Origin of the sequence: Shewanella pneumatophori, assembly GCF_023283895.1 — a bacterium.
Taxonomy (GTDB): domain Bacteria; phylum Pseudomonadota; class Gammaproteobacteria; order Enterobacterales; family Shewanellaceae; genus Shewanella; species Shewanella pneumatophori.
Genome location: NZ_JAKILB010000001.1, coordinates 1 through 21,696, shown reverse-complemented (window position 1 = coordinate 21,696; position 21,696 = coordinate 1). Strand labels below are relative to the sequence as shown.

The 21,696-nt window shown below is 41.2% G+C and carries 21 protein-coding genes and 1 rRNA gene; 12 read left to right on the top strand and 10 right to left on the bottom strand.

Annotated elements, in window-relative coordinates:
- Positions 1-1,446: an alpha/beta hydrolase gene (locus L2740_RS00110; protein ID WP_248947931.1), complete on the bottom strand. Its 1,446-nt coding sequence runs from the start codon at positions 1,444-1,446 to the stop codon at positions 1-3.
- A 155-nt stretch (positions 1,447-1,601) separates the two neighbouring features.
- Here L2740_RS00110 and L2740_RS00105 point away from each other — a divergent pair, with 155 nt between their 5' ends.
- Positions 1,602-2,081 (top strand): DUF6942 family protein, encoded by a 480-nt coding sequence (locus tag L2740_RS00105; RefSeq protein ID WP_248947930.1) that lies wholly within the window; start codon positions 1,602-1,604, stop codon positions 2,079-2,081.
- Positions 2,082-2,168: 87 nt separating this feature from the next.
- Here L2740_RS00105 and nadE read toward each other — a convergent pair whose 3' ends face one another.
- Positions 2,169-3,005, bottom strand: coding sequence for an ammonia-dependent NAD(+) synthetase (gene nadE / locus L2740_RS00100; protein WP_248948570.1), 837 nt, complete (start codon positions 3,003-3,005; stop codon positions 2,169-2,171).
- A 167-nt stretch (positions 3,006-3,172) separates the two neighbouring features.
- On the opposite strand from nadE, the gene L2740_RS00095 reads away from it, so the two are divergent.
- The 3 genes from L2740_RS00095 to L2740_RS00085 all read left to right on the top strand — a co-directional run bounded on the left by L2740_RS00095 (position 3,173) and on the right by L2740_RS00085 (position 5,316).
- Positions 3,173-3,817: a LysE family translocator gene (locus tag L2740_RS00095; protein WP_248947929.1), complete on the top strand. Its 645-nt coding sequence runs from the start codon at positions 3,173-3,175 to the stop codon at positions 3,815-3,817.
- Positions 3,818-3,895: 78 nt separating this feature from the next.
- On the top strand, positions 3,896-4,705 hold the full coding sequence (locus L2740_RS00090) for a RecX family transcriptional regulator (protein WP_248947928.1): 810 nt from the start codon (positions 3,896-3,898) through the stop codon (positions 4,703-4,705).
- A gap of 266 nt (positions 4,706-4,971) precedes the next feature.
- Positions 4,972-5,316, top strand: a complete 345-nt coding sequence (locus L2740_RS00085) for a hypothetical protein (protein ID WP_248947927.1) — start codon at positions 4,972-4,974, stop codon at positions 5,314-5,316.
- Between the two features lie 107 nt (positions 5,317-5,423).
- Here the strand turns inward: L2740_RS00085 and L2740_RS00080 are convergent, their stop codons facing one another.
- From L2740_RS00080 to L2740_RS00070, 3 genes are all read right to left on the bottom strand, one after another.
- Positions 5,424-6,902: a PhnE/PtxC family ABC transporter permease gene (locus L2740_RS00080; RefSeq protein WP_248947926.1), complete on the bottom strand. Its 1,479-nt coding sequence runs from the start codon at positions 6,900-6,902 to the stop codon at positions 5,424-5,426.
- Between the two features lie 61 nt (positions 6,903-6,963).
- Positions 6,964-7,671 carry an ATP-binding cassette domain-containing protein gene (locus tag L2740_RS00075; RefSeq protein ID WP_248947925.1) on the bottom strand — a complete coding sequence of 236 codons (708 nt, stop codon included), beginning with the start codon at positions 7,669-7,671 and terminating at the stop codon, positions 6,964-6,966.
- Between the two features lie 3 nt (positions 7,672-7,674).
- Positions 7,675-8,529 (bottom strand): putative selenate ABC transporter substrate-binding protein, encoded by an 855-nt coding sequence (locus L2740_RS00070; protein ID WP_248947924.1) that lies wholly within the window; start codon positions 8,527-8,529, stop codon positions 7,675-7,677.
- Positions 8,530-8,810: 281 nt separating this feature from the next.
- Here L2740_RS00070 and L2740_RS00065 point away from each other — a divergent pair, with 281 nt between their 5' ends.
- Together L2740_RS00065 and L2740_RS00060 are read left to right on the top strand one after the other, a co-directional pair.
- Entirely contained in the window at positions 8,811-9,485 is a 675-nt protein-coding gene (locus tag L2740_RS00065; protein WP_248472684.1) for a response regulator, read from the top strand.
- On the top strand, positions 9,476-10,828 hold the full coding sequence (locus tag L2740_RS00060; RefSeq protein WP_248947923.1) for an ATP-binding protein: 1,353 nt from the start codon (positions 9,476-9,478) through the stop codon (positions 10,826-10,828). Before L2740_RS00065 ends, L2740_RS00060 begins: the two co-directional genes overlap by 10 nt.
- Here the strand turns inward: L2740_RS00060 and L2740_RS00055 are convergent.
- Positions 10,821-11,516 carry a 2OG-Fe(II) oxygenase gene (locus tag L2740_RS00055; RefSeq protein ID WP_248947922.1) on the bottom strand — a complete coding sequence of 232 codons (696 nt, stop codon included), beginning with the start codon at positions 11,514-11,516 and terminating at the stop codon, positions 10,821-10,823. The two genes, L2740_RS00060 and L2740_RS00055, sit on opposite strands and share 8 nt — an antisense overlap.
- Before the next feature lie 108 nt (positions 11,517-11,624).
- Here L2740_RS00055 and L2740_RS00050 point away from each other — a divergent pair, with 108 nt between their 5' ends.
- Positions 11,625-12,881 carry an HD-GYP domain-containing protein gene (locus L2740_RS00050; RefSeq protein WP_248947921.1) on the top strand — a complete coding sequence of 419 codons (1,257 nt, stop codon included), beginning with the start codon at positions 11,625-11,627 and terminating at the stop codon, positions 12,879-12,881.
- A 124-nt stretch (positions 12,882-13,005) separates the two neighbouring features.
- The gene (locus L2740_RS00045) at positions 13,006-13,323 is read left to right on the top strand and encodes a DUF3135 domain-containing protein (protein ID WP_248947920.1); all 318 of its coding nucleotides are present in this window, start codon (positions 13,006-13,008) and stop codon (positions 13,321-13,323) included.
- 146 nt (positions 13,324-13,469) lie between these two features.
- Here L2740_RS00045 and corA read toward each other — a convergent pair whose 3' ends face one another.
- Positions 13,470-14,417 (bottom strand): magnesium/cobalt transporter CorA, encoded by a 948-nt coding sequence (gene corA / locus L2740_RS00040; RefSeq protein WP_248472693.1) that lies wholly within the window; start codon positions 14,415-14,417, stop codon positions 13,470-13,472.
- 109 nt (positions 14,418-14,526) lie between these two features.
- On the bottom strand, positions 14,527-14,892 hold the full coding sequence (locus L2740_RS00035; RefSeq protein ID WP_248947919.1) for a hypothetical protein: 366 nt from the start codon (positions 14,890-14,892) through the stop codon (positions 14,527-14,529).
- A 166-nt stretch (positions 14,893-15,058) separates the two neighbouring features.
- Here L2740_RS00035 and L2740_RS00030 point away from each other — a divergent pair, with 166 nt between their 5' ends.
- On the top strand, positions 15,059-15,715 hold the full coding sequence (locus tag L2740_RS00030) for a YccT family protein (protein WP_248947918.1): 657 nt from the start codon (positions 15,059-15,061) through the stop codon (positions 15,713-15,715).
- A 143-nt stretch (positions 15,716-15,858) separates the two neighbouring features.
- On the opposite strand, the gene L2740_RS00025 is transcribed toward L2740_RS00030, so the two are convergent.
- A complete protein-coding gene (locus tag L2740_RS00025; RefSeq protein ID WP_248947917.1) occupies positions 15,859-16,827 on the bottom strand; it encodes a LysR family transcriptional regulator in 969 nt (322 codons plus the stop codon).
- Positions 16,828-17,050: 223 nt separating this feature from the next.
- On the opposite strand from L2740_RS00025, the gene xapA reads away from it, so the two are divergent.
- The 3 genes from xapA (at position 17,051) to L2740_RS00010 (ending at position 20,383) form a co-directional block, all read left to right on the top strand.
- On the top strand, positions 17,051-17,881 hold the full coding sequence (xapA, locus tag L2740_RS00020; protein ID WP_248947916.1) for a xanthosine phosphorylase: 831 nt from the start codon (positions 17,051-17,053) through the stop codon (positions 17,879-17,881).
- A 12-nt stretch (positions 17,882-17,893) separates the two neighbouring features.
- Entirely contained in the window at positions 17,894-19,153 is a 1,260-nt protein-coding gene (locus L2740_RS00015) for a NupC/NupG family nucleoside CNT transporter (protein ID WP_248472701.1), read from the top strand.
- Between the two features lie 234 nt (positions 19,154-19,387).
- Positions 19,388-20,383 (top strand): patatin-like phospholipase family protein, encoded by a 996-nt coding sequence (locus tag L2740_RS00010; RefSeq protein WP_248947915.1) that lies wholly within the window; start codon positions 19,388-19,390, stop codon positions 20,381-20,383.
- 1,205 nt (positions 20,384-21,588) lie between these two features.
- Here L2740_RS00010 and rrf read toward each other — a convergent pair.
- Positions 21,589-21,696 (bottom strand): 5S ribosomal RNA (rrf, locus tag L2740_RS00005); the annotation flags it as partial.

Here is a 21,696-nt window from a genome sequence, read left to right as displayed (position 1 = left end):
TTACAGTTGAGACGTAACAATGGCGTCCATTTTATTCAGCATATAAGGGTAAAATGGATTCCATTTTTGGCGCATCATTTCGCTTGCCGGTACAGTTATCACCCCACGCTCACCTTTAGAAGCACCAATACCAATTTGAATATGTGGCTTAGTCTTATCACCAATTGGGCCATAGAGTGGATCGGATTTAGGAAAAGGCAATGCAACATGAGAAAGTGAATAAACTTGCTTAGGCCAATGTAAATTAAGTGGCTGTTGCTGGTTATTATTTAATGTTCTCGCCTGCACTTCGCGACGATCATCTGCTATGTTCTCAACAAGTGTAAAGGTAAAATCAAATTCTCCTTGATCCATAAGTCCCAAGTAAGGTGCTAACGGGTCATTCAGCATTAAACTCATATTCACCTTAGTACGATTGATATCAAACAAAACAAGCTCATGGCTTGCAGCAGGCAGCTTAAGATATAACTCTTTAATCACAGCAGCGGTATCGACAGTATCGTCAGTTAAAGATTGAAAAGTTAAAATAGGTGCTAAACCTGCCAATTTCTGCTTACCTAAACCCTTAATTAAGCCCAAGTTATGTAGAGATAATTGATAAACAACATCACCCGCATTGACCGCAAAAGAGCCATATTTAAAAGGATCGTATTCAGACTGAATACTGTTCCAGCTCAATTTATCTAGTCCTAATGCGTGACCAAGCATGGCTTGCCACTTAGCACCTGCTGCAACAGGAGTTAAACCGATCGCAGGCGATAGCAAGACCATAGCCGAATAATCGGCTTTTTTATTATCAGCAAGACGCTCAAGCTCGTGATTTAGCGCAAGTGCGGCTCCGGTTGAATAACCAACAACATAAAGCGGCTTATCGCCCAATTTTTGTTGTAAATCCTTTGTTGCTAATGACACCGCTGCAGCCATATCTTGCCAATGCACACTTGTTAATGCCGACGGTATGGTGCCATGTCCCGGTAGCCGTAAACCTAAAACATGAGCTTGCCCCTGAAAATGTTGGGCGAAATGTGACATTGCATAAGGAGAGTCTGACATTCCATGCAATAGTAGCACCCCAAAATCGGCATCAGCTTTAGGCCATTCAAAGCTGCGATTCCAGTCTTGTTGCCAATGTGCGGGATCTGAATAACTGCCTTTCACATAACGGTTGAGAATATCGAATGACTCGGGTTCAAGTAGCTTTTGGTAAACTTTATTATCTAGTTCCGCAAATAATTTATCTTCAAGCTTAAGGTATTCATCAAAGCTGTTAAGATCAGAGGTTGCTTGGTACTCACCAGTTAAATCACTGGTGTGCCAAATCGATAGATCTGGGCGGGCATTTAAGAACCATACAGCCATAGCGAGCAGGGCAATACTGGTGCCAATAAGTGAATAAAATAGCGCGAAGGCAAGGTGTTTTGTCGAACCGATAATAATAGCTTTCATTGGGGTTGCTATTCATCCTAAATAAGCACAGAGCTATAGACTAACCTAGATGGTGTAAATTCACACAAAAATAAATCAGATCTTTGGCTAAGTTATTGGCAACTATTAATGTAAAACCAGGTTTTAATTCTTTCACTTAATCACGGATAGATATCATGAGCGAGACTCAAGTCATTATCGGTAATCAAAATGCAACTCGTTGTTTTTATTTACCCACAGCGCCAAAGCTAGCGCAACATTGGCTATCGGATAATGTAGATGCCATCCCAACCCTAATCGCGGAAAATGGTAACCACTGGCGAAAAATATTCACCATAATGGCAAAGCTATCTGTCAAGGATAACAACTGGAAACACTATCGTGACACCCAGTTACTCAAGCAAGACGAGTGTATTGTTATCCAAGCAAGTAAATTAATGCCAAAGGCTCAACAACACTTTATTTGTGGCCAACAAAGTGCTCAAAGCTTGAGCTTTGACACAAGCGGCTTCACAAGCCTTTGTGGTTCAGAAGATTATATAAGCGTTAATAATGAGCTCAGCATCTATCTGTGCCCCTATTTAGATTATCGCCAATTTCCAAATAAGCATATTGATAACCTGCGCCTTAAAATGGGATTATTACCAATAGGTTGAGCTAAACTGTTTATGTGTAATTAGTATAAAATCAAAAAAGGCGCCTTAGCGCCTTTTGTTTAATACCCAGTCATTCAAATACGACTATCAATCATAAATAGTCGGTATAGCTTCACGCTTATGTTGAGTTGCTCGGTAAATACTCGTTAGCCTATCATTAACAAAGTCACTCACCTCTTTACCTTCAAGGAAGTCATCGATTTGATCGTAAGTTAAGCCTAAGGCTACTTCGTCTTCTAGTTGAGGTTTTCCCTCTTCTAAATCGGCTGTTGGCGCTTTAACCACTAAACGCTCTGGTGCGCCTAAATATGCCGCTAACTGACGTACTTGGCGCTTATTCAAACCAAATAATGGCGCTAAATCACATGCACCATCTCCCCATTTAGTATAAAAACCGGTGATATTTTCTGCGCTATGGTCAGTTCCAACAACTAAACCTGCAACTAAGCCAGCTATCTCATATTGAGCTACCATACGCATTCTTGCTTTGACATTACCTTTTACGAAATCAACTTTATCAAGGTCAGGTAATTCAATGCCAGCAGCTTCAATTGCACTTAGTGTTTCACTATGCACCCCATCAACACCCTGCTTCACATTTACAGTGATTTGTTTTGATGGTTGAATGAATTGACACGCCATCTGCGCTTCATCTTCATCCTTTTGCACATCATAAGGTAAACGTACAGCAATAAACTGATAATGAATTGAATCAACCTCTAGGCTGGCATTAAGCTCATCGACTGCTAATTGACATAAACGCCCCGCTAACGACGAGTCAACTCCACCGCTGATCCCCAAAACTAAAGAACGAGTATTTGATTGCTTAAGCTTAGACTTGATAAACGCGACTCGTCTTTGAATTTCAAAGGCTGGGTCAATTGCCTTAAGCACTTTCATTTCTCTTAAGATCTGTCCTTTCACGATTTGCTCTCCGGTGGCTATAGACATAAATCGGACTCTATTATGGGTCAAATCTTACCAATATTCACGAGCTGATTAATGCTATTCATGTTAATTTACGATTTATGCATAAAAAGCGGCATTAATCCGCAATTGCTATATCGTTAGCAAATCAAAACAAGGTCTCAATGGATTTTCAATTACTTATATCACTCGCTATCGTTCATTTAATTGCACTAGCAAGCCCAGGCCCAGATTTTGCGTTAGTCGTACGTTTAGCCACACAAGAGTCGCGTGCAGCGGCAGTGGCCTCCGCAATGGGGATCGCTGTGGCAATTTTAGGGCATACATTATTGAGTTTAACCGGGGTTAGCTTACTTATTAAAAGCTCAGAGGTGTTATTTACCCTAGTACAATTAACTGGCGCGAGTTATCTGGCTTGGATGGGTCTCGGCGCAGTAAAAGCAGCTTGGTTGCACTGGCGAGATAAATTCACTCTAGAGCAGTGCACCAAAGGCAAAGGCTTAACTGTGTATCAAGGCTTTATGCAGGGCCTCTATACCAACATTTTAAACCCAAAAGCCTTAGTGTTTTTCATTACCCTTTTTTCAACGTTAATCACGCCACAGATCAGCTTAGCAACTAAAAGCGCTGCAGCGGCATTACTCTTTGGCTTATCCTTTATCTGGTTTAGCTTTATTGCAATTGTACTTTCTAAGCCCAATATTCAACTAAAAATGAAACAAGCTAGCCCACTAATAAACCTAGTGACTGGACTTGTTTTTATCTTCGTCGCCTTGATGATTATTAATGGTTTACTGACAAGCCTATAGCTTCAGCTCAAAACCAGCGTATCAGGTCGCGGCCATGGTACACTTTAACGAGATCATAACTGAGTTAAGTAACCTATTATGCAACAGCCACCTCTTCGGCAAGCTAAATCTCTCGACAATGTATTTAATAGTGCCTTTTGGCACCTGAGTCAGCAAGACTTCACTATTGATGAAATCCGCAGCAAACTGCAACGTAAAACGACCAATCAACAATGGATTGAAACAGTGCTTGCAAGGCTCATTGAAGGTGGTTATTTAAAAAGTGATTATGAATTTGCAGTGCGTTTTTGCGAGCTAAGCTTTAGTCATGAACTCGGAGCAGGAGCAATAAAACGCAAACTCCAACAACGTGGGCTCGCAGGCACAGACATTGAAAATGCTCTTGAGAAAGTCATCGAGGAGCAAAATATTGATAGTTATCAAATGGCAAGCGCTAGATTACTTAGCAAGTACGATGATTTTACCAATACCAATACAGACAAAGTCTACAGCCAAATGACCAATAAAGGCTTCAGCCGCGCTGAGATCAACCACGCGATTGCTCAACACCCTGCAAAAGACACTTTACGCAGCAAATTGGCAGTTAAGGCAGAAAAAGCAGATCTCGCCACAGAGATTATTAAGTTATTTAAAAAAGGCAAAGGCGAGACGCTTATCATACAAGAGCTCAAACAGCGCCTTATTGACGTAACTGATTTTGAAAATGTGATTTATCAATTAAGTCTTTCAGATCAAGTTGACTTCTACGCCAGCTGCAAGGCTGAATTAGCTAAGAAACGTTACGACTTATCTGACTATAAAGAAAAATCCAAAGCCTATGCTTATTTAAGCCGCAAAGGATTTAGCAGCGATGAGATAAAAGAAGCCATGATAATCGATGATGATTGATTAGATACAGCGAGCCAAGAACAAAGGCTTATATCACTCTCTATGGCCTCATTTCACCATAACGATATAAACTTAAAATCAGCAAAATGCGCCCTATTAGTTGCGAATTTTAAAAGCTATTCTTTACTCTCCAGCTGCCACAATTCAATGAACAGAACACAGCAACAAATATCAGTTCTGTGAAGCCGCCTATAGAATACCCCTTATGCTTACAGTAAGCTTTAGTCTGCATTTAAACATGATTGTTGGGTTTTGAGGTAAAGCTAATGTGGTGGCGAGTTGTTATTATTTTTTTAGCCTATGTTCTTATTGGCGCACACTTTTTACGTTTTGGTCAAACTGAAGCTTGTATTGCGTTTGCACTAAGCCCATTACTGCTTTTTGTTAGAGCCGCCTGGGCTACCCGACTTTTACAATTAGGGCTTATTGTGTCAGCGGTACTCGTTTGGGGGCTAAGTAGTTTTGAGTATATTCAAATGCGAATCGCGGCCGATGCCTCTTGGTATCGCCTCAGTGCAATTATGGCGACAGTTACCGCCTTTACATTACTCGCTGCTTGGTGCGGAAATGGCATTATTGAAAAACGCAGTAAACGTAAAATATTCAGCTAACCCCCTCATCATATTTCGCTCAGCATAAGCTGTAACGCTGAGCGAATACTACTATGCCTTACCTTCTTGTTATGCAAGCAGCGTTTGTTCTTCACAGTTAGATATTGTCAACTACACAGCAGTTGCTTTTGTTTTTTGCCGTAAAGTAGTTTTCGACTCGTAAAGTCCACTGCAACATTCACAATGGCAGTGACTAACATAAGTATTATTGCGCCGTTATAGCGGATCTCTGCAAAGTTACTATCAATATAGAAACCAAGTGTTGCAATACCTAACATGCCCAAAATAGCGGTTTCTCTTAAGATCACTTCAAATCGATAAAATAGTAGTGCCATAATATTGGGATAGATAGCAGGAAGCACTTCATAAGCATAACTATCTAATCGCCCATTAAAGTGCCCTGATAGTGGCAAATTATCGGCCTGACGTGTTGTTAAATAAGCAATCAATGCTCCATTGTGAAGCCCAAGAGCTAACATAGCAGGAAGCATAGAGGGTCCAAGCAACAACATAAATATAAAGGCAAAAATATACTCAGGTACTGAGCGCAGCACTAACATCATAAAGCGGCTACCATTGCCAAAAATGACGCCTGCAAATGTACGGTTACACATAGTACTGCCCACCAGCGCAGTAATATGGCTGAGCCCAAGAGCCGCAACAGCCAGTAACAAAGTAGCAATAGTTCCAGGCAATGCTTGTTCACTAAGAAGCTCTTTAAGCCAGTTTGCAAACTCATGCAATAAATTAACAGTTGAAGCGTTTACAAGCTCCCCCTGATTTAATGCTGATTGGAACATCGGCGGTAATATATCTTGGCTTATAAAACGCCAAATCAACCCGCTATCAACTGAGGGGAATGTTGGCAAAGCCCAGATAGCGATAACAAAATAGAACGGTAACAACTTAAGTCGACACCAATATGGAATAGTTCCTATCAGCGCAATAAACAGAATTAGCAGCGCGCCGCCTTGATGGTAATGCCCTTGCCTAAACGCAGTTTCAAGATAAAAGCCTAAAGTCGGCATACCGACAAATCCAAGAACAGCACTGCTTTTAAGCCCACATTCAAATCGATAACGAATATAAGCCATAATAGGCAGCAATACATGCGCTACGCGGCCATAGAGATAACGGCTGATGCGGTCGGTATTAAAGGCAAAGGTCTGCGATGTTGTAGCCGGCGCCTGCTGCAAAATATCACTAAACACTCGGGCAAAAGTCGCCCCATAAGGCAAAGCAATTGCAAGGATCCCGGTTAACGGCGACAAGCCAAAAATTTGTAAAAACAGTAAAGCCCAAAAGATCTCGTGAATAGCGCGAGTGAATGCACATAGTGCGGCGATAAGCGGCTTATGATAAATCAGTGATAATGGCGCCCCAATACAGAGGGCGAGACTGACTCCAAGCAGCGCAAAACTAACGGTTTGCCATAGTGCGTTCAGCAAATATTCAGTGGCAAAAAAATCAGGTAAAGCAAAGCCTTTCGCGATCAGTAATAACTCATGCCAAGGATCTAAACTAATAATTTCTGTATCGGCGAAGTAACTGCATATTATCGCAATCAGTAGTAACCCAAATGTCATCCTTTGCCAATATCCAAAAAATGCTAATGGATTTGCAGCAGATAATTTACTCACAGCCAAATCAGCGAGTCACTGCATTTGTAAAGGGTGCTGGGGTGATATCAATTTTACCTGGCGAGACTTGCCGGTAGAGATCTTGAAAAATGTCGCTATCAATATCTTTACAATAAGCGTCAAACACTTTATTCCCCTCATGTAAACCTATTACTCGATCAAAATATTCCAACGCCATATTGCTGTCATGCAATACCATAATAACCGTTTTGTGTTGTTTCAAAACATGGGCTAATAAACGCCTTCCCATCGAAGGGTCCAGTGCTGAAAAAGGTTCATCACCAATAAACACATCCCGATATTGATAGAGAGAACGAGCCAATGCTACCCGTTGACGTTGGCCACCGGACAAGTGAGTAACAGCTTGATTAATTGCACAATCAAGTTCTAATTCTCTGGCAATCTGAGTAATTGTATGGCGATTTTTTTGTAGCGGGTAAGCCAAGTTCACTAAATTATAAAGCCAATAGTGGCGTTGAAGCCCGCCCATAAAGATATTATGAAACACACTTAGATTTTCAACTAAGCCCTGCCTTTGGGAACAAAGCGCCGCATGAGGACGCATTAACTCATATATGTAATGAATGAGCGTTGATTTACCACTACCAGAGCGCCCTAGCACAGCGACCTTTTCGCCTTCTTTAATCGTTAAACGATCAAGGTCCAACGCGGTTTTACCATCAAATTCAACGATCACATTTTCAATTGCAAGCATTGCTTAATCAATCAAGCCTATTGCTTTGGCCACATCTTCAATAGGCTCGTAATCACGGTTGTCTGCAGGGACAAAAGATTCGCGAGGAAAGCTGTTAAGCAAATCCTTATCAGTCATACCTATGAGTGCAGACTCCACTTTGGCAGCAAATTCAGCGCCAAAAGCACTATTTACATCACCTCTAATCGTCCACTGGTAATCAGGGTATGCAGGGCTTTGCCAAATAACAGCGACTTTATCTAAGTCCACTTTGCCATTAGCAACAGCGGTTTCCCAGACTTTATAGTTAACAGCACCGACTTGGTAAACTCCAGCTTGCACCTGAGCTATCGTGCGACTGTGATCGCCTGAGTAACCGATCCGTTTAAACACATCTTTAGTATTTTTACCTAAATTACGCTCAATAAAGAATTGCGGCATCAATCTACCGGAAGTTGAGTTTTTAGCACCAAATGTAAAGGTATAGCCATTGATATTGGGGAAACTTTCACCAGGAACAATTTCAGTTGAAGCGTGAGCGATAAAGTAGCTCTTAAAAAACTGATCTTCATAGCCTTGCGCTATCGCTTCCGATCCCGGAACCAAACGCCTTGCTTGCACTCCCGACAAGCCACCAAACCATGCAAGTTGTACTTGGTTGTTACGAAAAGCCGTTACTGCTGCGGAATAAGACTTTACCGGAACATACTTAACTTTAACCCCGAGCTCTTGCTCGAGGTACTCTGCAACCTTTTCAAAACGGGTTCTCAGTTGACTCTCGTCTTCATCAGGAATGGCTGTAAATGTAAACGTCTGTGCCATCGCTGCAGGAGTGCACACAAGTGCCAGTAACAGGGCTAATCGCTTGGTAAGCGACATATCGTCGTCCTTAAATGATAAAATTTTACGCTACCTTAACGAAAAAGCAGCAACAAACCCAGTATTAACCACATAAAATAACGTTAGATTTATTATCAATCTCTTTTTATAGACAAAACTCTCATTTTCGCTGAAAAATTCCGCATAAAAAAATGCGTCTAGCACAAGTTCAGCAGTGGTTAAGTTTATAAGGCGTAAACTCTTGATTCATCACATACATAGTTGCAGTCGCCGTAATTCTGCGTAAACTGAACTGTATTGAATTCAAGGATATTTTGATTATGCGAATACTGGTTGTTGAAGATGATCCGATTTTATCTCACCATTTAAAAGTGCAATTAAGTGAGTTAGGGAATCAAGTTCAAGTAGCATTAACAGCTAAAGAAGGATTTTATCAGGCCACTAATTATCCTATTGACGTGGCCATTGTTGATTTAGGTCTGCCCGACCAAGACGGCATAAGCCTGATCCAAAGCCTGCGTGACAGTGGCCTGAAAGCGCCGGTACTTATCTTAACAGCAAGGGTTAACTGGCAAGATAAAGTCGAAGGTCTGAATGCCGGCGCCGACGACTATTTAGTTAAACCATTTCAAAAAGAAGAATTGGTTGCTCGCCTTGATGCCTTAGTGCGTCGCAGCGCTGGATTTGTAAAACCACAGATCACCAGTGGCCCGTTAGAAATTGACCTTGCCGCTAAACAAGTGACCCTTAATAACGAGCCAATGGAAGTCACTGCATTTGAATATCTAATTCTTGAATATTTAATGCGTCACTGTCACGAAGTTGTCGCTAAACAACGTTTGCTTGATGTGATCTACGGCGATAAAGAAGGTGATCCAAATACCATTGAAGTGATGGTTAGTCGCTTACGTAAAAAGCTCACTAAAGACGGGCTTGAAAACCCTATCGCAACTATCCGCGGCCAAGGATATAAATTCAACTTACCATGCAGCTAAAGTTTAAACCCAAGAAACGTCTGCTTACGCGGATGTTTCTCACTTCATTATCCATTATCGCTTTGGTGGGTTTTGGTCTGGCTTGGATGGTCAATATTCTGCATGCGCAAAATAGCTATAACGAAGAAACGGCGCAGCTTATTGCTGAAATTCCTAAAGTTGCAGCGGAATTAAGAGAACATGACTTAATTCCAGATAATAGTGATGAGTGGCTTGAAGATAATAGTGCTAAGCAACGTTACATAATAGCCAGTTGTGACAGCACCTTTAATCAAGTTTGGACTTCGTCGTTAGCTGTAGACCGAGGTCTATTTGATACCTGTGAGCGTTTTAACGAAATTAGAAATAGCTCGCCGCCCTACTATCTATCACTTGCCGATTCTAAAGGCTACTTTGTCTATTTACTCTCTCTTGAAATCGCTAACAGTAAATACAACTTACTGGTTTTAAAAGATGCCGAAAAGCTTGAGGAAGAATACAGCAAATTCAGCCGTTTAACCTATATCCGCTTAGCCTTTGTCTTGGCCCTTGCACTGGTTTTATTAATTAGTGCAGCTTATTGGGGAATGCGGCCATTGGTGCGATTACGTAATGAGCTGCAATCGGTCAATAGCGGTAAGTCTAAATCTTTATCGGATGGCTATCCTGTAGAGCTTGAAGGCGTTACTCAAGCCCTTAACCAATTACTAGTACAATCAAGCGCACAACAGCAGCGTTATCAAAACGCAATGAATGATCTTGCCCATAGTTTGAAAACTCGTTTAGCCGCAGTGCATGCGATAACCGATGATCGTTCATTAGATAAAGAAGCCTGCAGTGAAAAGATCATGGAACAAGTTAGCCAAATGGATCAATTGGTAAAATATCAATTAAAACGAGCTATGCTTGGCCGTAAAGGCTTAAAACAAGAACAGACACAAATAGCTCCGTTAGTCGACCAGTTGGCGCAAATGCTGTTTAAAGTCTATCGCGACAAACAAGTTAAATTTGAAGCCGTCATTGCAACTGAACATGTATTCCCCGGCGATAAAGGCGATCTAATGGAGCTCTGTGGTAATTTGATGGAAAATGCATTTAAGTTATGTATTACCACTGTAAGGGTTTCGTCTTATTACAATGACGCTGGTGAGTTTGAACTGCTTGTTGAAGATGATGGCCCAGGCGTTGAGGAAAGTATTCGTCAGAATATCATTCAGCGAGGCGTTCGCGCCGATACCCAAAAAGCGGGTCAAGGGATCGGCTTAGCTGTGTGTAATGAAATCGTCATTAGTTATGGCGGCCGCTTAAGTATTGAGACTTCTGAACTTGAAGGTGCATGTTTTAGGATCTCAATTCCTATTTAGTTGGCCCATACAGTTGCTCCGCACGATTGAACATGATCCAAGAGGTCGCGATGTACTTATCGTGACTCTTGGGTATGTTACCACGATGCGAATGCGTAAAGCCCGCAGGTGCAATAACCATAGTTCCCTTTTTAGGTTTAATGCATTTGTTTTGATAATAAAACTCTGTTTCACCGCCCTCATCAACATCGTTTAAATAATACATATACAAAACAACTCGATGCAGTGCTTCGTTATGGCCATTTTGCGGAAACTGCTCTGAGTGCCAGTGAGGATAACCACCTAAACCTTGCGGATATTTTTGAATATTTATTGTGCCACTGCGATATAGATACTTTACTAAAGCACCCGCTCTATCTTTACCAAACTTTGAGTAATTATCAGGCGTTAAAGTGACTGACGCCCCTTGCTCTCCGGCGACATTGACCGCGACGGCGCCCATTAACGCTAATGAATATTTATCAAAATACTCAGTTGCTTTGGCCAAGGTATAACCTAGTAAGCGGTTTTTTACCGATGTTAGGTTCTCGTGCGCATCTAGCATGAGATCTAAACTCACTTTCTTAGTTTCATCTACTCCACCACCTGTTCGTCCAGCTTGAACACCATTATGGTTATCAAACTGACGTATTAATTCATCACAAAAGTTGTCAGGAAGTGCATTTGGGTATACTTCTATAAAATCCATTTTTAGTGCTCTTAGCTTGAAGCTAGTTATATATTTTGCAGTTAAGTAATTGTAAATTATATAACTTGGGTTAAAATAGCAAATCAGGAAAGATTTCAAATATTACTCATGACAAATAGTTGTAAAGTCGCCGTGGCGCAGCTGCAAGTTGGCAATTTTGTGCGTTTACCTATTGCCTGGAAAGATCATCCCTTTATATTTAATACCTTTAAAATCAAGCAACAGGCACAAATTGAGATAATCAAAAATCTTGGGCTTGAATTTGTCTATGTCAGGCCTGACCGCAGTGATGCGCCGCCACTAACATCTTTAGAAGCAGAAAAATCCGCAGCCATAATTGATAACAATTTAGAACAGTTTTCAAATGAGCTAAGCCAGCAAAAAGCTAAAAGCATTGAAGCCCAACAAGCCTTAAGACGCCACCTACAAAAAACCGAAAAGCACTTTGTACGTAATGTCGCCATGATGCGTAATCTGATGAATAAATTACGTAATCGTCCCCTTGATGCAGTCAGTGAAGCACAAGAACTTGTACATGGTGTATGTAACCAGTTGCTTACCGATGATAAGCTAGTGCTTCATCTTATGGCTGATGCGAAAAGCGATGACAGTATCTATTATCATTCTTTAAACGTTGCTGTACTTTCAATGCTAGTCGCTAAAGAATTAGGTTGGAGCCGCAAGGAAATTGAATGGATCGGCATGGGGGCACTCTTTCATGATATCGGCAAGCTTAACGTACCAACTCAACTACTACGTAAGATAGCGCCTCTTACCACTGCAGAACAAAACTATGTCAACCAGCACCCCTTAATGGGCGCAGAGTTATTGACTGGGGCTAATAATTTTCCAGCTGAAGCTTTGCCGATTATCTTAAATCACCACGAGTTTTTAGATGGTACTGGTAGCCCTAAAGGCCTAACAGAACCTGATATTGATAAGTTAAGCCAACTGGTGTGCGTGATTAATACTTACGACAATTTGTGTCATTCAGATCGCACTAAAAAGGGTCGCACTCCCTATTCTGCACTCGGATTTATCTATAAAAACTATAAAACCCAACTGAACCAGACGGTGATAAGTCGTTTAGTCAAAATGTTAGGTGTGTATCCACCGGGCAGCGTTGTAGAGCTTAATTCCGGCCAATTTGCTATGGTGATGTCGGTTAATTTAAGTCAATTATTGCTGCCGCGAGTGCTCGTTTACGACCCTACGGTACCTAAGGAACAAGCACCTATTGTTGATCTCGAAGCAGAAAATCTTAATATTGTTCGGTGTTTACCTGTGGCGGCACTGCCTGAGAAAGTACTCAAATACTTGAACCCTAGAGAGAAAGTCAGCTACTTCCTTGGCTCAGAAAGATAAATTAACTTAGAGAAAATGAAAAATAGCCACCAGTAAGCTTTATCTGCTTAGATGGCCATTACTTGCTGAAATCAATACCTCTGACTAACGTTAATATATGATATTAATGTTAAAGGCAGTGGTTATGACTGAACTTCCAAGTTTTGACAGACTGTTATGGCTAGCGGAGAATGCGCCAGAGAAGCTCGATGCGTTACAAAAGCAGTTAAGCCAACAAGCGATAGCGGAATCAAGCCAAACTAACCAAGCAAACCTAAATGGTCTACTTCATGATCTTGAGAAGCGACTCGCTTTATGTAAAACCCCTTATCAACGCTGTCATCTAGTCAGCAATCTGATGTTTCAAAAACTGGCCATACTCAACCAAGTGTATAGCCAGCCCAATAGTTTTTTAAATAACAAAGCCGATGTGGTAGTACTGCGTAAAAACTCAGGCGATTAATAAATTAAGAGCCTGATTGTGTTAATGCCATCTTTACGGCTTGAGTTTAATTACCAGGCACTTAAAAGCTAACTTATATACTTAAATGCTTATAATTAAATACTTATAATTAAATGCTTATAAGTCAGCCAGTTACAAGTTTCCTGTTACAGCCAACCTTTACGCTTAAAGAAAAAATAGGTTCCGGCGGCACTACCAAACATCATAGCAATAGCCATAGGATAGCCAAAGCGCCAGTCAAGTTCAGGCATATTAACAAAGTTCATCCCATAAGCACTTGCTATCACTGTCGGTGGTAAAAATACCACTGCTGCAACTGAGAAGATCTTAATGATTTTGTTTTGCTGCAAACCACTAAAGCCCATTGCAGCATCAAGCAAAAAGTTTAACTTGTCGAAAATAAACTGGCTATGTGGCATCAAAGATTCAATATCTGACAGCATTTCTCGCAGGTCTTTAAGCTCTTCATCAGATAATTGTGCACGATAATATCGCTGCATAAAGCGCAATGAACGCTGAGTATCGAGCAAACTCAGTCGAATTTTACCGTTAGAGTCTTCTTGACGTGTAATAAGCTTAAATACGTTATCAAGCTCTTCGTTTTTAAATACCTCTTCGCTAACATTTTCAAGCACGGTATAAACGTCTTCAATAAGATCGGATAAGTACTCAACTTTTAGATTAAACAGCTCTAATAGCAAAGATTCAGGCGTGGTCGCTTCAATCTTTCCTAATCTTAAATAGTTGCGTAATAAGCGAATAAGCCCCACATCTTCATCACGGATAGTTAATAAGAAGTTCTTCCGTAAATTAAATGAAACGTTAACGCCTTTGACATCTTGGCCTGCACGCTGAGGAAATAAAGAGTTGATATGTAACCCGTCGCTATTTTGATAAAAACGTGCAGAAGCTTCAATCTCATTGATATCTTCTTCATCTGGCACATCTTCAACAGAAAAACGGCTTAACCATTCACGTTCTTGCTCATCGGGCTTATAAAGATCAAGCCAAATAATGCCGGGAGGGATTGTGTCCTTGATGCTTAATTCAAAAATCGTGGTTTTACGATTCTCATAGGCATAGGCTGTAATCATAGCTCCTCCTGTAAACGCGCAATGCAAAAATTGTAGACAAAAAAACGAGGGCTATTCTACCCTATATAGCTAAGCTGCAAAGGGCGAACAAGAAAAAAGTGCACAAAGATTATTCATTTACTGTGTTTGCAACGATAATTCGCTCTTGATTAGACAATCGGATACGAATACCGTCAATAGTTGTTATTTCATTGCTAGTAATATCTTTCTTTCTTACCTGATAAACAACCGAATCATCACTTGCTGGTGACACGATTGTTACACTGACAACTTGACGGCTATCATTCCAGTCCCAATACCAATAAGCAGCGGTAGCTGTTAGCGACAAGCCAATTAAAATGTAGCCAGCTATTCGCAGCTTAATGTTTTTTGCTAACTCTTTTGTATTTGCGCGCACACCCTGCTCTCTTGGCTTACGTATATAAAGCATTGCAGCAACGATGATCAATAAGGTGATTAATATTTTAGTTAGCACTCGCTTTCCCTCTATGACGTTTACTGCGATTATACCGACAAAACGCTAGATAAACTGTTATGGATCTCCAAGCATTTGCATACTAGTTAGCAATAAAATCATCTCACTATGCAAGTTTGACCTCATTCTGCTATAAAGAGGTCAATACTCCCGATTAGGATCCCTAATGAATCGTTATATTATTGCCTTATGTAGTTCTGTTTTGCTGTTTAGTGCCCACGCCCAGGCTGATGTTAGCTTAGCTTTACCTTCAAATTTAGAGCTTGTGCTAGTAAATGGCAGCAACAGTAGCGGCAACGACTCTTTAAAACTCAACAATGGCAGTAACCAAATTGCGTTTCGTTACATTGGTCGTTATCAACAGCACGGCACCCAAACGCAATTTAAGTCAGATATCATCATTGTTAAGTTTGACGAGGAAAACAGTAAGCTTGCATTAACTTTGCCACGAATTCGCTCCAATAGTGCCGCAGACGAATTTAATAAAAATCCGCAATTAACCATAGTGGATGCAAATGATCAAAGCATTCATTTCGAGCAGGGAAAACTGATTAAAGAAGGCTTACAGCTAGGTCGCGATTACGAACAAGAAATTGCAGCCTATAACCTAACCAATAGTAGTGCTTCTTTAAAACTACAAGCTGCAGCGATAGCAACGCCAGCTATTATAACGGCAAGCTCAGCCGCTGTGAGCGTGCAAACGGGTGATGTCAATCAAGCTGACACAAGTAAGCAGCAAATCAATGTCGGCCAAATGCTCGATTTTTGGTATCAACAAGCTGATGAAGAAACCCGTAACGCATTTAAAGAGCGCATTAAATAAGTAACCTTATTAAGCTAACTTATTGATATATCGAGCCTGCATATTTAGCAGGCTTTTTTTATCCTAATACAGGTACTCAAAATGCCCTAGCCTCACTTTATACTTTCAACTTAAAGCTATGTTAAATATACAGATTATGTAACTTAAGATAGTGCTACTTTTGATGCATCACTATTCATAAATAGGTGAATTGATTGAATTAAAGATTGTTTTTCTGGTGTCATTTTTTGTGGATTATAAACCGCACAAATATGAGCATTAATTTGCTGCTTAAGATCAACAAAACGAATATGCTGCCAACTTTGACGGCTAAAACTTTGTGGCACAATAGAGATCCCTTCCCGACTTTCAATCACATTCATTAACGTCATAGGCTCGACAACTTCCTGCACTAAAGTCGGAATAAACCCTGCTTTAATGCAATGGTTCACAACAAGCTGCGCCGAAGCGGAATTTTTCTGGCTCATCATGACAAACTTTTCATTGGCTAAATCGGTCAAGCAAAGTTGCTTGTGTTTGCTCAAACTATGTTTGTCTGATAGCGCGACACACATTGGCTCACAGTACAAATTACACGACTCTAAAGGACTAATGTCTAGGGTGTCAGCATAACGCACGAAGCCGATATCAATTTCATTATTAAACAAAGCCACCTTTTGTTGCTGTGGTGATTGTTCGATAAATTCAAACTGGATCTTAGGGAACTCAAACTTTAACTGTTGGCAGGCATAACCAAATCCCGCCCAAAAAACAGAACTGACAATCCCCAATCGTAGTAAACCTTGGCTTTGGCGGGCATATTGAGTCACTTGGTTAATTGAGCTTTCCATGACGTTAAAAATAGATTGGCATTGCTCCCGCAATAGAAAACCAGCAGCGGTAAGCTGAATACTTCTTTGTTCACGGTTGAATAATTTTACCCCTAATACCGATTCAAGTTCGCGCATCTGCGCACTTAAAGGAGACTTAGAAATATGCAGTTGCTCCGCTGCTTGAGTAAAGCTCTGGCAATGACTCGCCACATAAAAGTAGCGCAGCATTTTCATACTAATCCGTTCAGCCCAAAATAAGCTTTTGAGATCTAACGCACCTGTGTTTTGGTCTTTGTTCACAAATTTAGCATTCCATTGTTTTCAATCAGTTAATCACTTTTGGTTGCGCAGTAATCAAAAATTGCATTAGTCGATGTTTTAATTATCAGTTTATTGCTTACTAACTTTAAGTCGTTGCAATGTACCGAAAAACAGCACAATAGCGTCATTTTTAGCGATTTTAATCAAATTAGCTTAGGAATATCGTGAGGCTAATAACAAAGTTCATCTTAGGAATATAAAAATGTCTCTGTACGATCCTGTCCCAAATGCTGTTGCAACCATAGAAAAATACAAACCAGGTTTTAAACCACAAATTGCGATGATTTTAGGCTCTGGTCTAGGCGTTTTAGCCGACAAACTAGAAGATAAAGTTAGCATTGGTTACCAAGAATTAGACGGTTTTCCTGTAAGCACTGTTGAAGGTCACAGTGGTGAGCTTGTTCTAGGTTACCTAAACGGCGTACCAGTAGCATGTATGAAAGGCCGCGGTCATTTCTATGAGCATGAGTCAATGAAAGTGATGACGACTCCAGTTCGTACTTTCAAAACACTTGGTTGTGAAATGTTGCTAGTAACTAATGCTGCAGGCTCACTTCGTCCAGAGCGCATTGACGTGGGTTCACTCGTTGTGTTCTCTGACCACATCAACACTATGCCAAGCACGCCAATGACTGGCCCAAATGACGATAAATATGGCCCACGCTTTTTTAGTCTTGCTAATGCATACGATAAAGATCTACGCGAGCAAGCACTCGCTATTGCTAAAGCGGAAGACATTGCAGTCAATGAAGGTGTATTTGTATCGTACCCAGGCCCATGTTTCGAAACCGCTGCCGAGATCCGCATGATGCAAATTATCGGTGGCGATGTAGTAGGTATGTCTGTTGTTCCTGAAGTTATCTCTGCAGCTCACTGCGGGTTACCAGTGTTAGCAATCTGTGCAATTACCAATATGGCTGAAGGCCTAGGTGATGTGAAGCTATCACATGAACAAACACTAAAATGCGCCAAGCTAGCTGAAAGCGATTTCTTAAAGCTCATTAACGCCTTCGTTATCAGTGTGAAAAAGTAAGGAAGTATCAATATGATGTTCATGGGATTCGTAGGTATGCTAGTGCTTCTCGGCATTGGTTTTGCTTGCTCAGTAAATCGTAGTGCAATTAAATTGCGCACAGTAGGCGCAGCATTAGGGCTTCAGGTTCTTATTGGTGCTTTCGTGCTTTATGTACCTGTCGGTCGCCAAGCGCTAGAGTCAATGTCACACGGTGTACACGTTGTACTTGATAGCGGTAAAGCCGGTATTCGTTTTCTATTCGGAAACTTAGTTAACTTCTCTGTTGAAGGTATTGGCTTTGTTTTCGCACTTAACGTACTACCACTCGTGGTGTTTTTCTCTGCCTTAATTGCCGTTTTATACTACCTCGGCATTATGCAATTTATCATCCGCATCATTGGTGGCGGTATGGCTAAATTACTTGGCACCTCACAGCCAGAATCTATGTCTGCTGTATCAAACATTTTTGTTGGTCAAAGTGAAGCACCATTGGTCATTAAGCCATATATGGCAAAAATGAGTGACTCTGAATTCTTCGCAGTTATGTGTGGTGGTATGGCGTCAGTTTCAGGCACCGTACTCGCTGGCTACGCTATGATGGGCGTAGATATGGAATACTTGCTAGCAGCGTCATTTATGGCGGCTCCTGGTGGTGTTTTGTTTGCTAAATTGATCTTGCCGGAAACAACAACGCCAGCATATACCATGGATAGCAAAATCCAGTTTGATGAAAAACCACCTGTAAACGTACTTGCAGCAGCAGGTGAAGGTGCAGCAAGTGGTCTTAAACTAGCAGCAGCTATTGGTGCAATGCTAATTGCCATGATCGGCTTAGTGACACTGGCAAACAATCTACTGGGTAGCTTAGGCGATCTAGTGGGTATGCAGCTATCTCTTGAAGGCATTTTAGGTTGGATTTTTGCCCCTCTAGCCTTCCTACTCGGTGTGCCTGTTGCTGATATGGCAATTGCCGGCTCAATGATTGGTAAAAAGCTTATCGTTAACGAGTTTGTTGCATATAGCGATTTAGCACCTTACCTAAAAGACAATGCAGAGGTTACAGCTGCTGGTCTACAAGTACTGCAAGAAAAGAGTAAGGTGATTATCAGCTTTGCACTATGTGGTTTTGCTAACTTAGCGTCTATGGGTATTTTAATTGGTGGTCTTGGTACGCTTTGTCCATCAAGAACTGATTTTATTGCAAAGTACGGCTTACGCACAGTTGTTGCTGCGACTTGCTCGAACCTAATGAGTGCTGCAATCGCAGGTATCTTCTTCTCACTGGTTTAACTCATAACCTAGATGACAGAAAATAATCTCGAATAACAATACTTAAAGGAGCCTATGGCTCCTTTCTTTTTCCCTGTAATTAGATACCCGAAATACAATTGAATTAATCAATCATCCCAATTGGTTAATTCAATTATCCTCAAGCTGATTTTCGGCATAGATTAGTATGTTCTTTATTACGGATTAACCTAACCGATAAGTTAGATCCCTTTAAACATCCTAAAGCAGCTATCAATGAAGTCATTAGCAACACAGCAACATACCAATACCAGCATTAACAGCTCGACAAAGACAGCTATTGCACATACAGCATTAGTCGCTGAAGGTGGTGGTCAACGCGGGATTTTCACCGCTGGAATATTAGATGTATGGCTTGAGCAAAACTTTAATCCTTTTTCGCTTTTAATAGGCACATCCGCAGGTGCACAAAACCTATCAAGCTACATTACCGAGCAAATAGGCTTTGCTCACCGCTCCATCACCGAGTTATCTATAAACCCAAAGTTTTTTAGCTTGAGTAGGCCTTTAAAAGGTCAAAGCACTGTTGATTTAGATTGGTATTTTGATCAGGTCCACAACAATACAACTCAAGGAAAACAACCACATATTCTTGACCTTGATAAAGGTGTTGAGCAACTTAGTAAACGGCAATTGCTGATCTCAACCACTAATAGCTCAAGCTACCAAGCTAACTTTTATGAGCCCAACCGAGATAATTGGTTAACATTACTCAAAGCTTCAAGCGCCTTACCTCTTTTATATAAAGAAGGGGTTAAAATAGATGATGAGTTCCAAGTTGATGGTGGCTTGTCTGCACCTCTTCCTGTTGAAGAGGCTTATAGACGCGGTGCGCGAAAAATAGTTGTGCTACGCACACTGCCAAAGGAATATGCAGCCAATACACCTTGGGTTAACCGTTTAAAATCCTGGGTATGTACTGGTAATCAATGCCCTAAAGCACTCGATTTTTTTGTGCATCACGAATATGCCTACCGCGACTCTCTAAGGTTTATCCAGTCTCCACCAAAGGATTTAGAAATTATCCAAATTTTCCCGGAGCACAATCTAAACAGTAAACTTATCGGCAGTAAAAAATTAGCCCTACAGACCGACTATCTACTCGGGAAAAAAGCAGGACAAGCATTCATTAATCAACACTCTGATACATTACTAAGCCCAAGCAAGATTGCTGCTGTCACACCAACTAGAAAATTAGTACGCTACTGCTAGCTAAGATTATAAAAATACTAATCAGTATAAATACTTAGTCATGCTGCAAAATTTTTTCGCTTCATAAGCCAATAACGAGTAAAGGGCTTAGTTACGCGAACCCTAATCTCTCTATTTCATTCATAAACACCGCATCATAACCGTTAAAAGTCACCAGTTTTGAACATTATTGACAGCCAATCTCAGCGTTGAATAACTTATAAGCGAGTCACCACAATTGCAGCTATTCGCCTTGAATTAGTTTGCTAAAAACCGGTCCGAGTCGCTAAAATTCTTATACTGATTGGTATTAGTTATAAACCAGAAATCTCGCATGCATAATTGTCTAAATTACAGATGCAAAAAAGCCGCTGCATAGTAGCGGGCTTTTCACTTCTCTTTCGAGAATCCTTTTTGTCTTCACTTTTACAAAAGTGAAATAAAAGTGGCGCCTGGAAATTGCCAGCTACGCTAAAGCTTCGCGCTCATAAACACATCGCTAGCGCGATATTCGCCCGACTCTCGTAGTTCGCGCAGCGAACACATGGAGTAAAAGTGAGGCGCTTTGAATACGCAGTATTCAGCCCCTCTGCTTTAAGTGAAGAGTGAACACGGAGAAGCTTGCCTTCGAAGCTGGAGGCAAGGCACACGGATGTGCCGAATGCCAGAAACGCATGGATGCAGTTTCAGGCCTCGCTCAGCGGCGGGTCAACGTGGGAGGTAGGCATTTATCAATCTTAAGTGAAACCGTCACCTTAACGGGTGGCTGTATTCTAAATAAGTTAACGCTCTGTATTTTTACAAACTCCCAAATGCAACTCCTCTCCTATGCCATCCATGGAATTCGAGGATAAGTACTTCCTATACACAAAAACCACCTGCTTTTATAATATAAGAGTCGGCTGCTTCTTCACTAATCTTTACCAGTAAAATAGGCGCCTAGAAATGACCTACTCGGTTCGCGCAGCGAACACATGGGGGTGAAAGTGAGGCGCTTTGAATACGTAGTATTCAGACTCGCTTGAACGCGGAGAAGCTTGCCTTCGAAGCCGGAGACCCCGCTCAGCGGCGGGGCGGCGTCGGGAGTAGGTATTGCACGTACGTGCTTAAGTAGAAAAGTCACCTAAACCGATAACGAGACATTGTTTAGGTAATCTTAATTGCTTTTATGTCGCCCAAACGCAAAAAAGCCACCTTATTCAGGTGGCTTTTCTACTTAAATAGGCGCCTGGAAATGACCTACTCTCACATGGGGAGACCCCACACTACCATCGGCGATATTGCGTTTCACTTCTGAGTTCGGAATGGATTCAGGTGGTGCCACAACTCTATGG

What these genes read in the sequence shown, in the direction of transcription:
- L2740_RS00110 (WP_248947931.1), bottom strand. Translation starts at nt 1,446, where the DNA reads ATGAAAGCTATTATTATCGGTTCGACAAAACACCTTGCCTTCGCGCTA.
- L2740_RS00105 (WP_248947930.1), top strand. Translation starts at nt 1,602, where the DNA reads ATGAGCGAGACTCAAGTCATTATCGGTAATCAAAATGCAACTCGTTGT.
- L2740_RS00095 (WP_248947929.1), top strand. Translation starts at nt 3,173, where the DNA reads ATGGATTTTCAATTACTTATATCACTCGCTATCGTTCATTTAATTGCA.
- L2740_RS00090 (WP_248947928.1), top strand. Translation starts at nt 3,896, where the DNA reads ATGCAACAGCCACCTCTTCGGCAAGCTAAATCTCTCGACAATGTATTT.
- L2740_RS00085 (WP_248947927.1), top strand. Translation starts at nt 4,972, where the DNA reads ATGTGGTGGCGAGTTGTTATTATTTTTTTAGCCTATGTTCTTATTGGC.
- L2740_RS00080 (WP_248947926.1), bottom strand. Translation starts at nt 6,902, where the DNA reads ATGACATTTGGGTTACTACTGATTGCGATAATATGCAGTTACTTCGCC.
- L2740_RS00075 (WP_248947925.1), bottom strand. Translation starts at nt 7,671, where the DNA reads ATGCTTGCAATTGAAAATGTGATCGTTGAATTTGATGGTAAAACCGCG.
- L2740_RS00070 (WP_248947924.1), bottom strand. Translation starts at nt 8,529, where the DNA reads ATGTCGCTTACCAAGCGATTAGCCCTGTTACTGGCACTTGTGTGCACT.
- L2740_RS00065 (WP_248472684.1), top strand. Translation starts at nt 8,811, where the DNA reads ATGCGAATACTGGTTGTTGAAGATGATCCGATTTTATCTCACCATTTA.
- L2740_RS00060 (WP_248947923.1), top strand. Translation starts at nt 9,476, where the DNA reads ATGCAGCTAAAGTTTAAACCCAAGAAACGTCTGCTTACGCGGATGTTT.
- L2740_RS00055 (WP_248947922.1), bottom strand. Translation starts at nt 11,516, where the DNA reads ATGGATTTTATAGAAGTATACCCAAATGCACTTCCTGACAACTTTTGT.
- L2740_RS00050 (WP_248947921.1), top strand. Translation starts at nt 11,625, where the DNA reads ATGACAAATAGTTGTAAAGTCGCCGTGGCGCAGCTGCAAGTTGGCAAT.
- L2740_RS00045 (WP_248947920.1), top strand. Translation starts at nt 13,006, where the DNA reads ATGACTGAACTTCCAAGTTTTGACAGACTGTTATGGCTAGCGGAGAAT.
- corA (WP_248472693.1), bottom strand. Translation starts at nt 14,417, where the DNA reads ATGATTACAGCCTATGCCTATGAGAATCGTAAAACCACGATTTTTGAA.
- L2740_RS00030 (WP_248947918.1), top strand. Translation starts at nt 15,059, where the DNA reads ATGAATCGTTATATTATTGCCTTATGTAGTTCTGTTTTGCTGTTTAGT.
- xapA (WP_248947916.1), top strand. Translation starts at nt 17,051, where the DNA reads ATGTCTCTGTACGATCCTGTCCCAAATGCTGTTGCAACCATAGAAAAA.
- L2740_RS00015 (WP_248472701.1), top strand. Translation starts at nt 17,894, where the DNA reads ATGATGTTCATGGGATTCGTAGGTATGCTAGTGCTTCTCGGCATTGGT.
- L2740_RS00010 (WP_248947915.1), top strand. Translation starts at nt 19,388, where the DNA reads ATGAAGTCATTAGCAACACAGCAACATACCAATACCAGCATTAACAGC.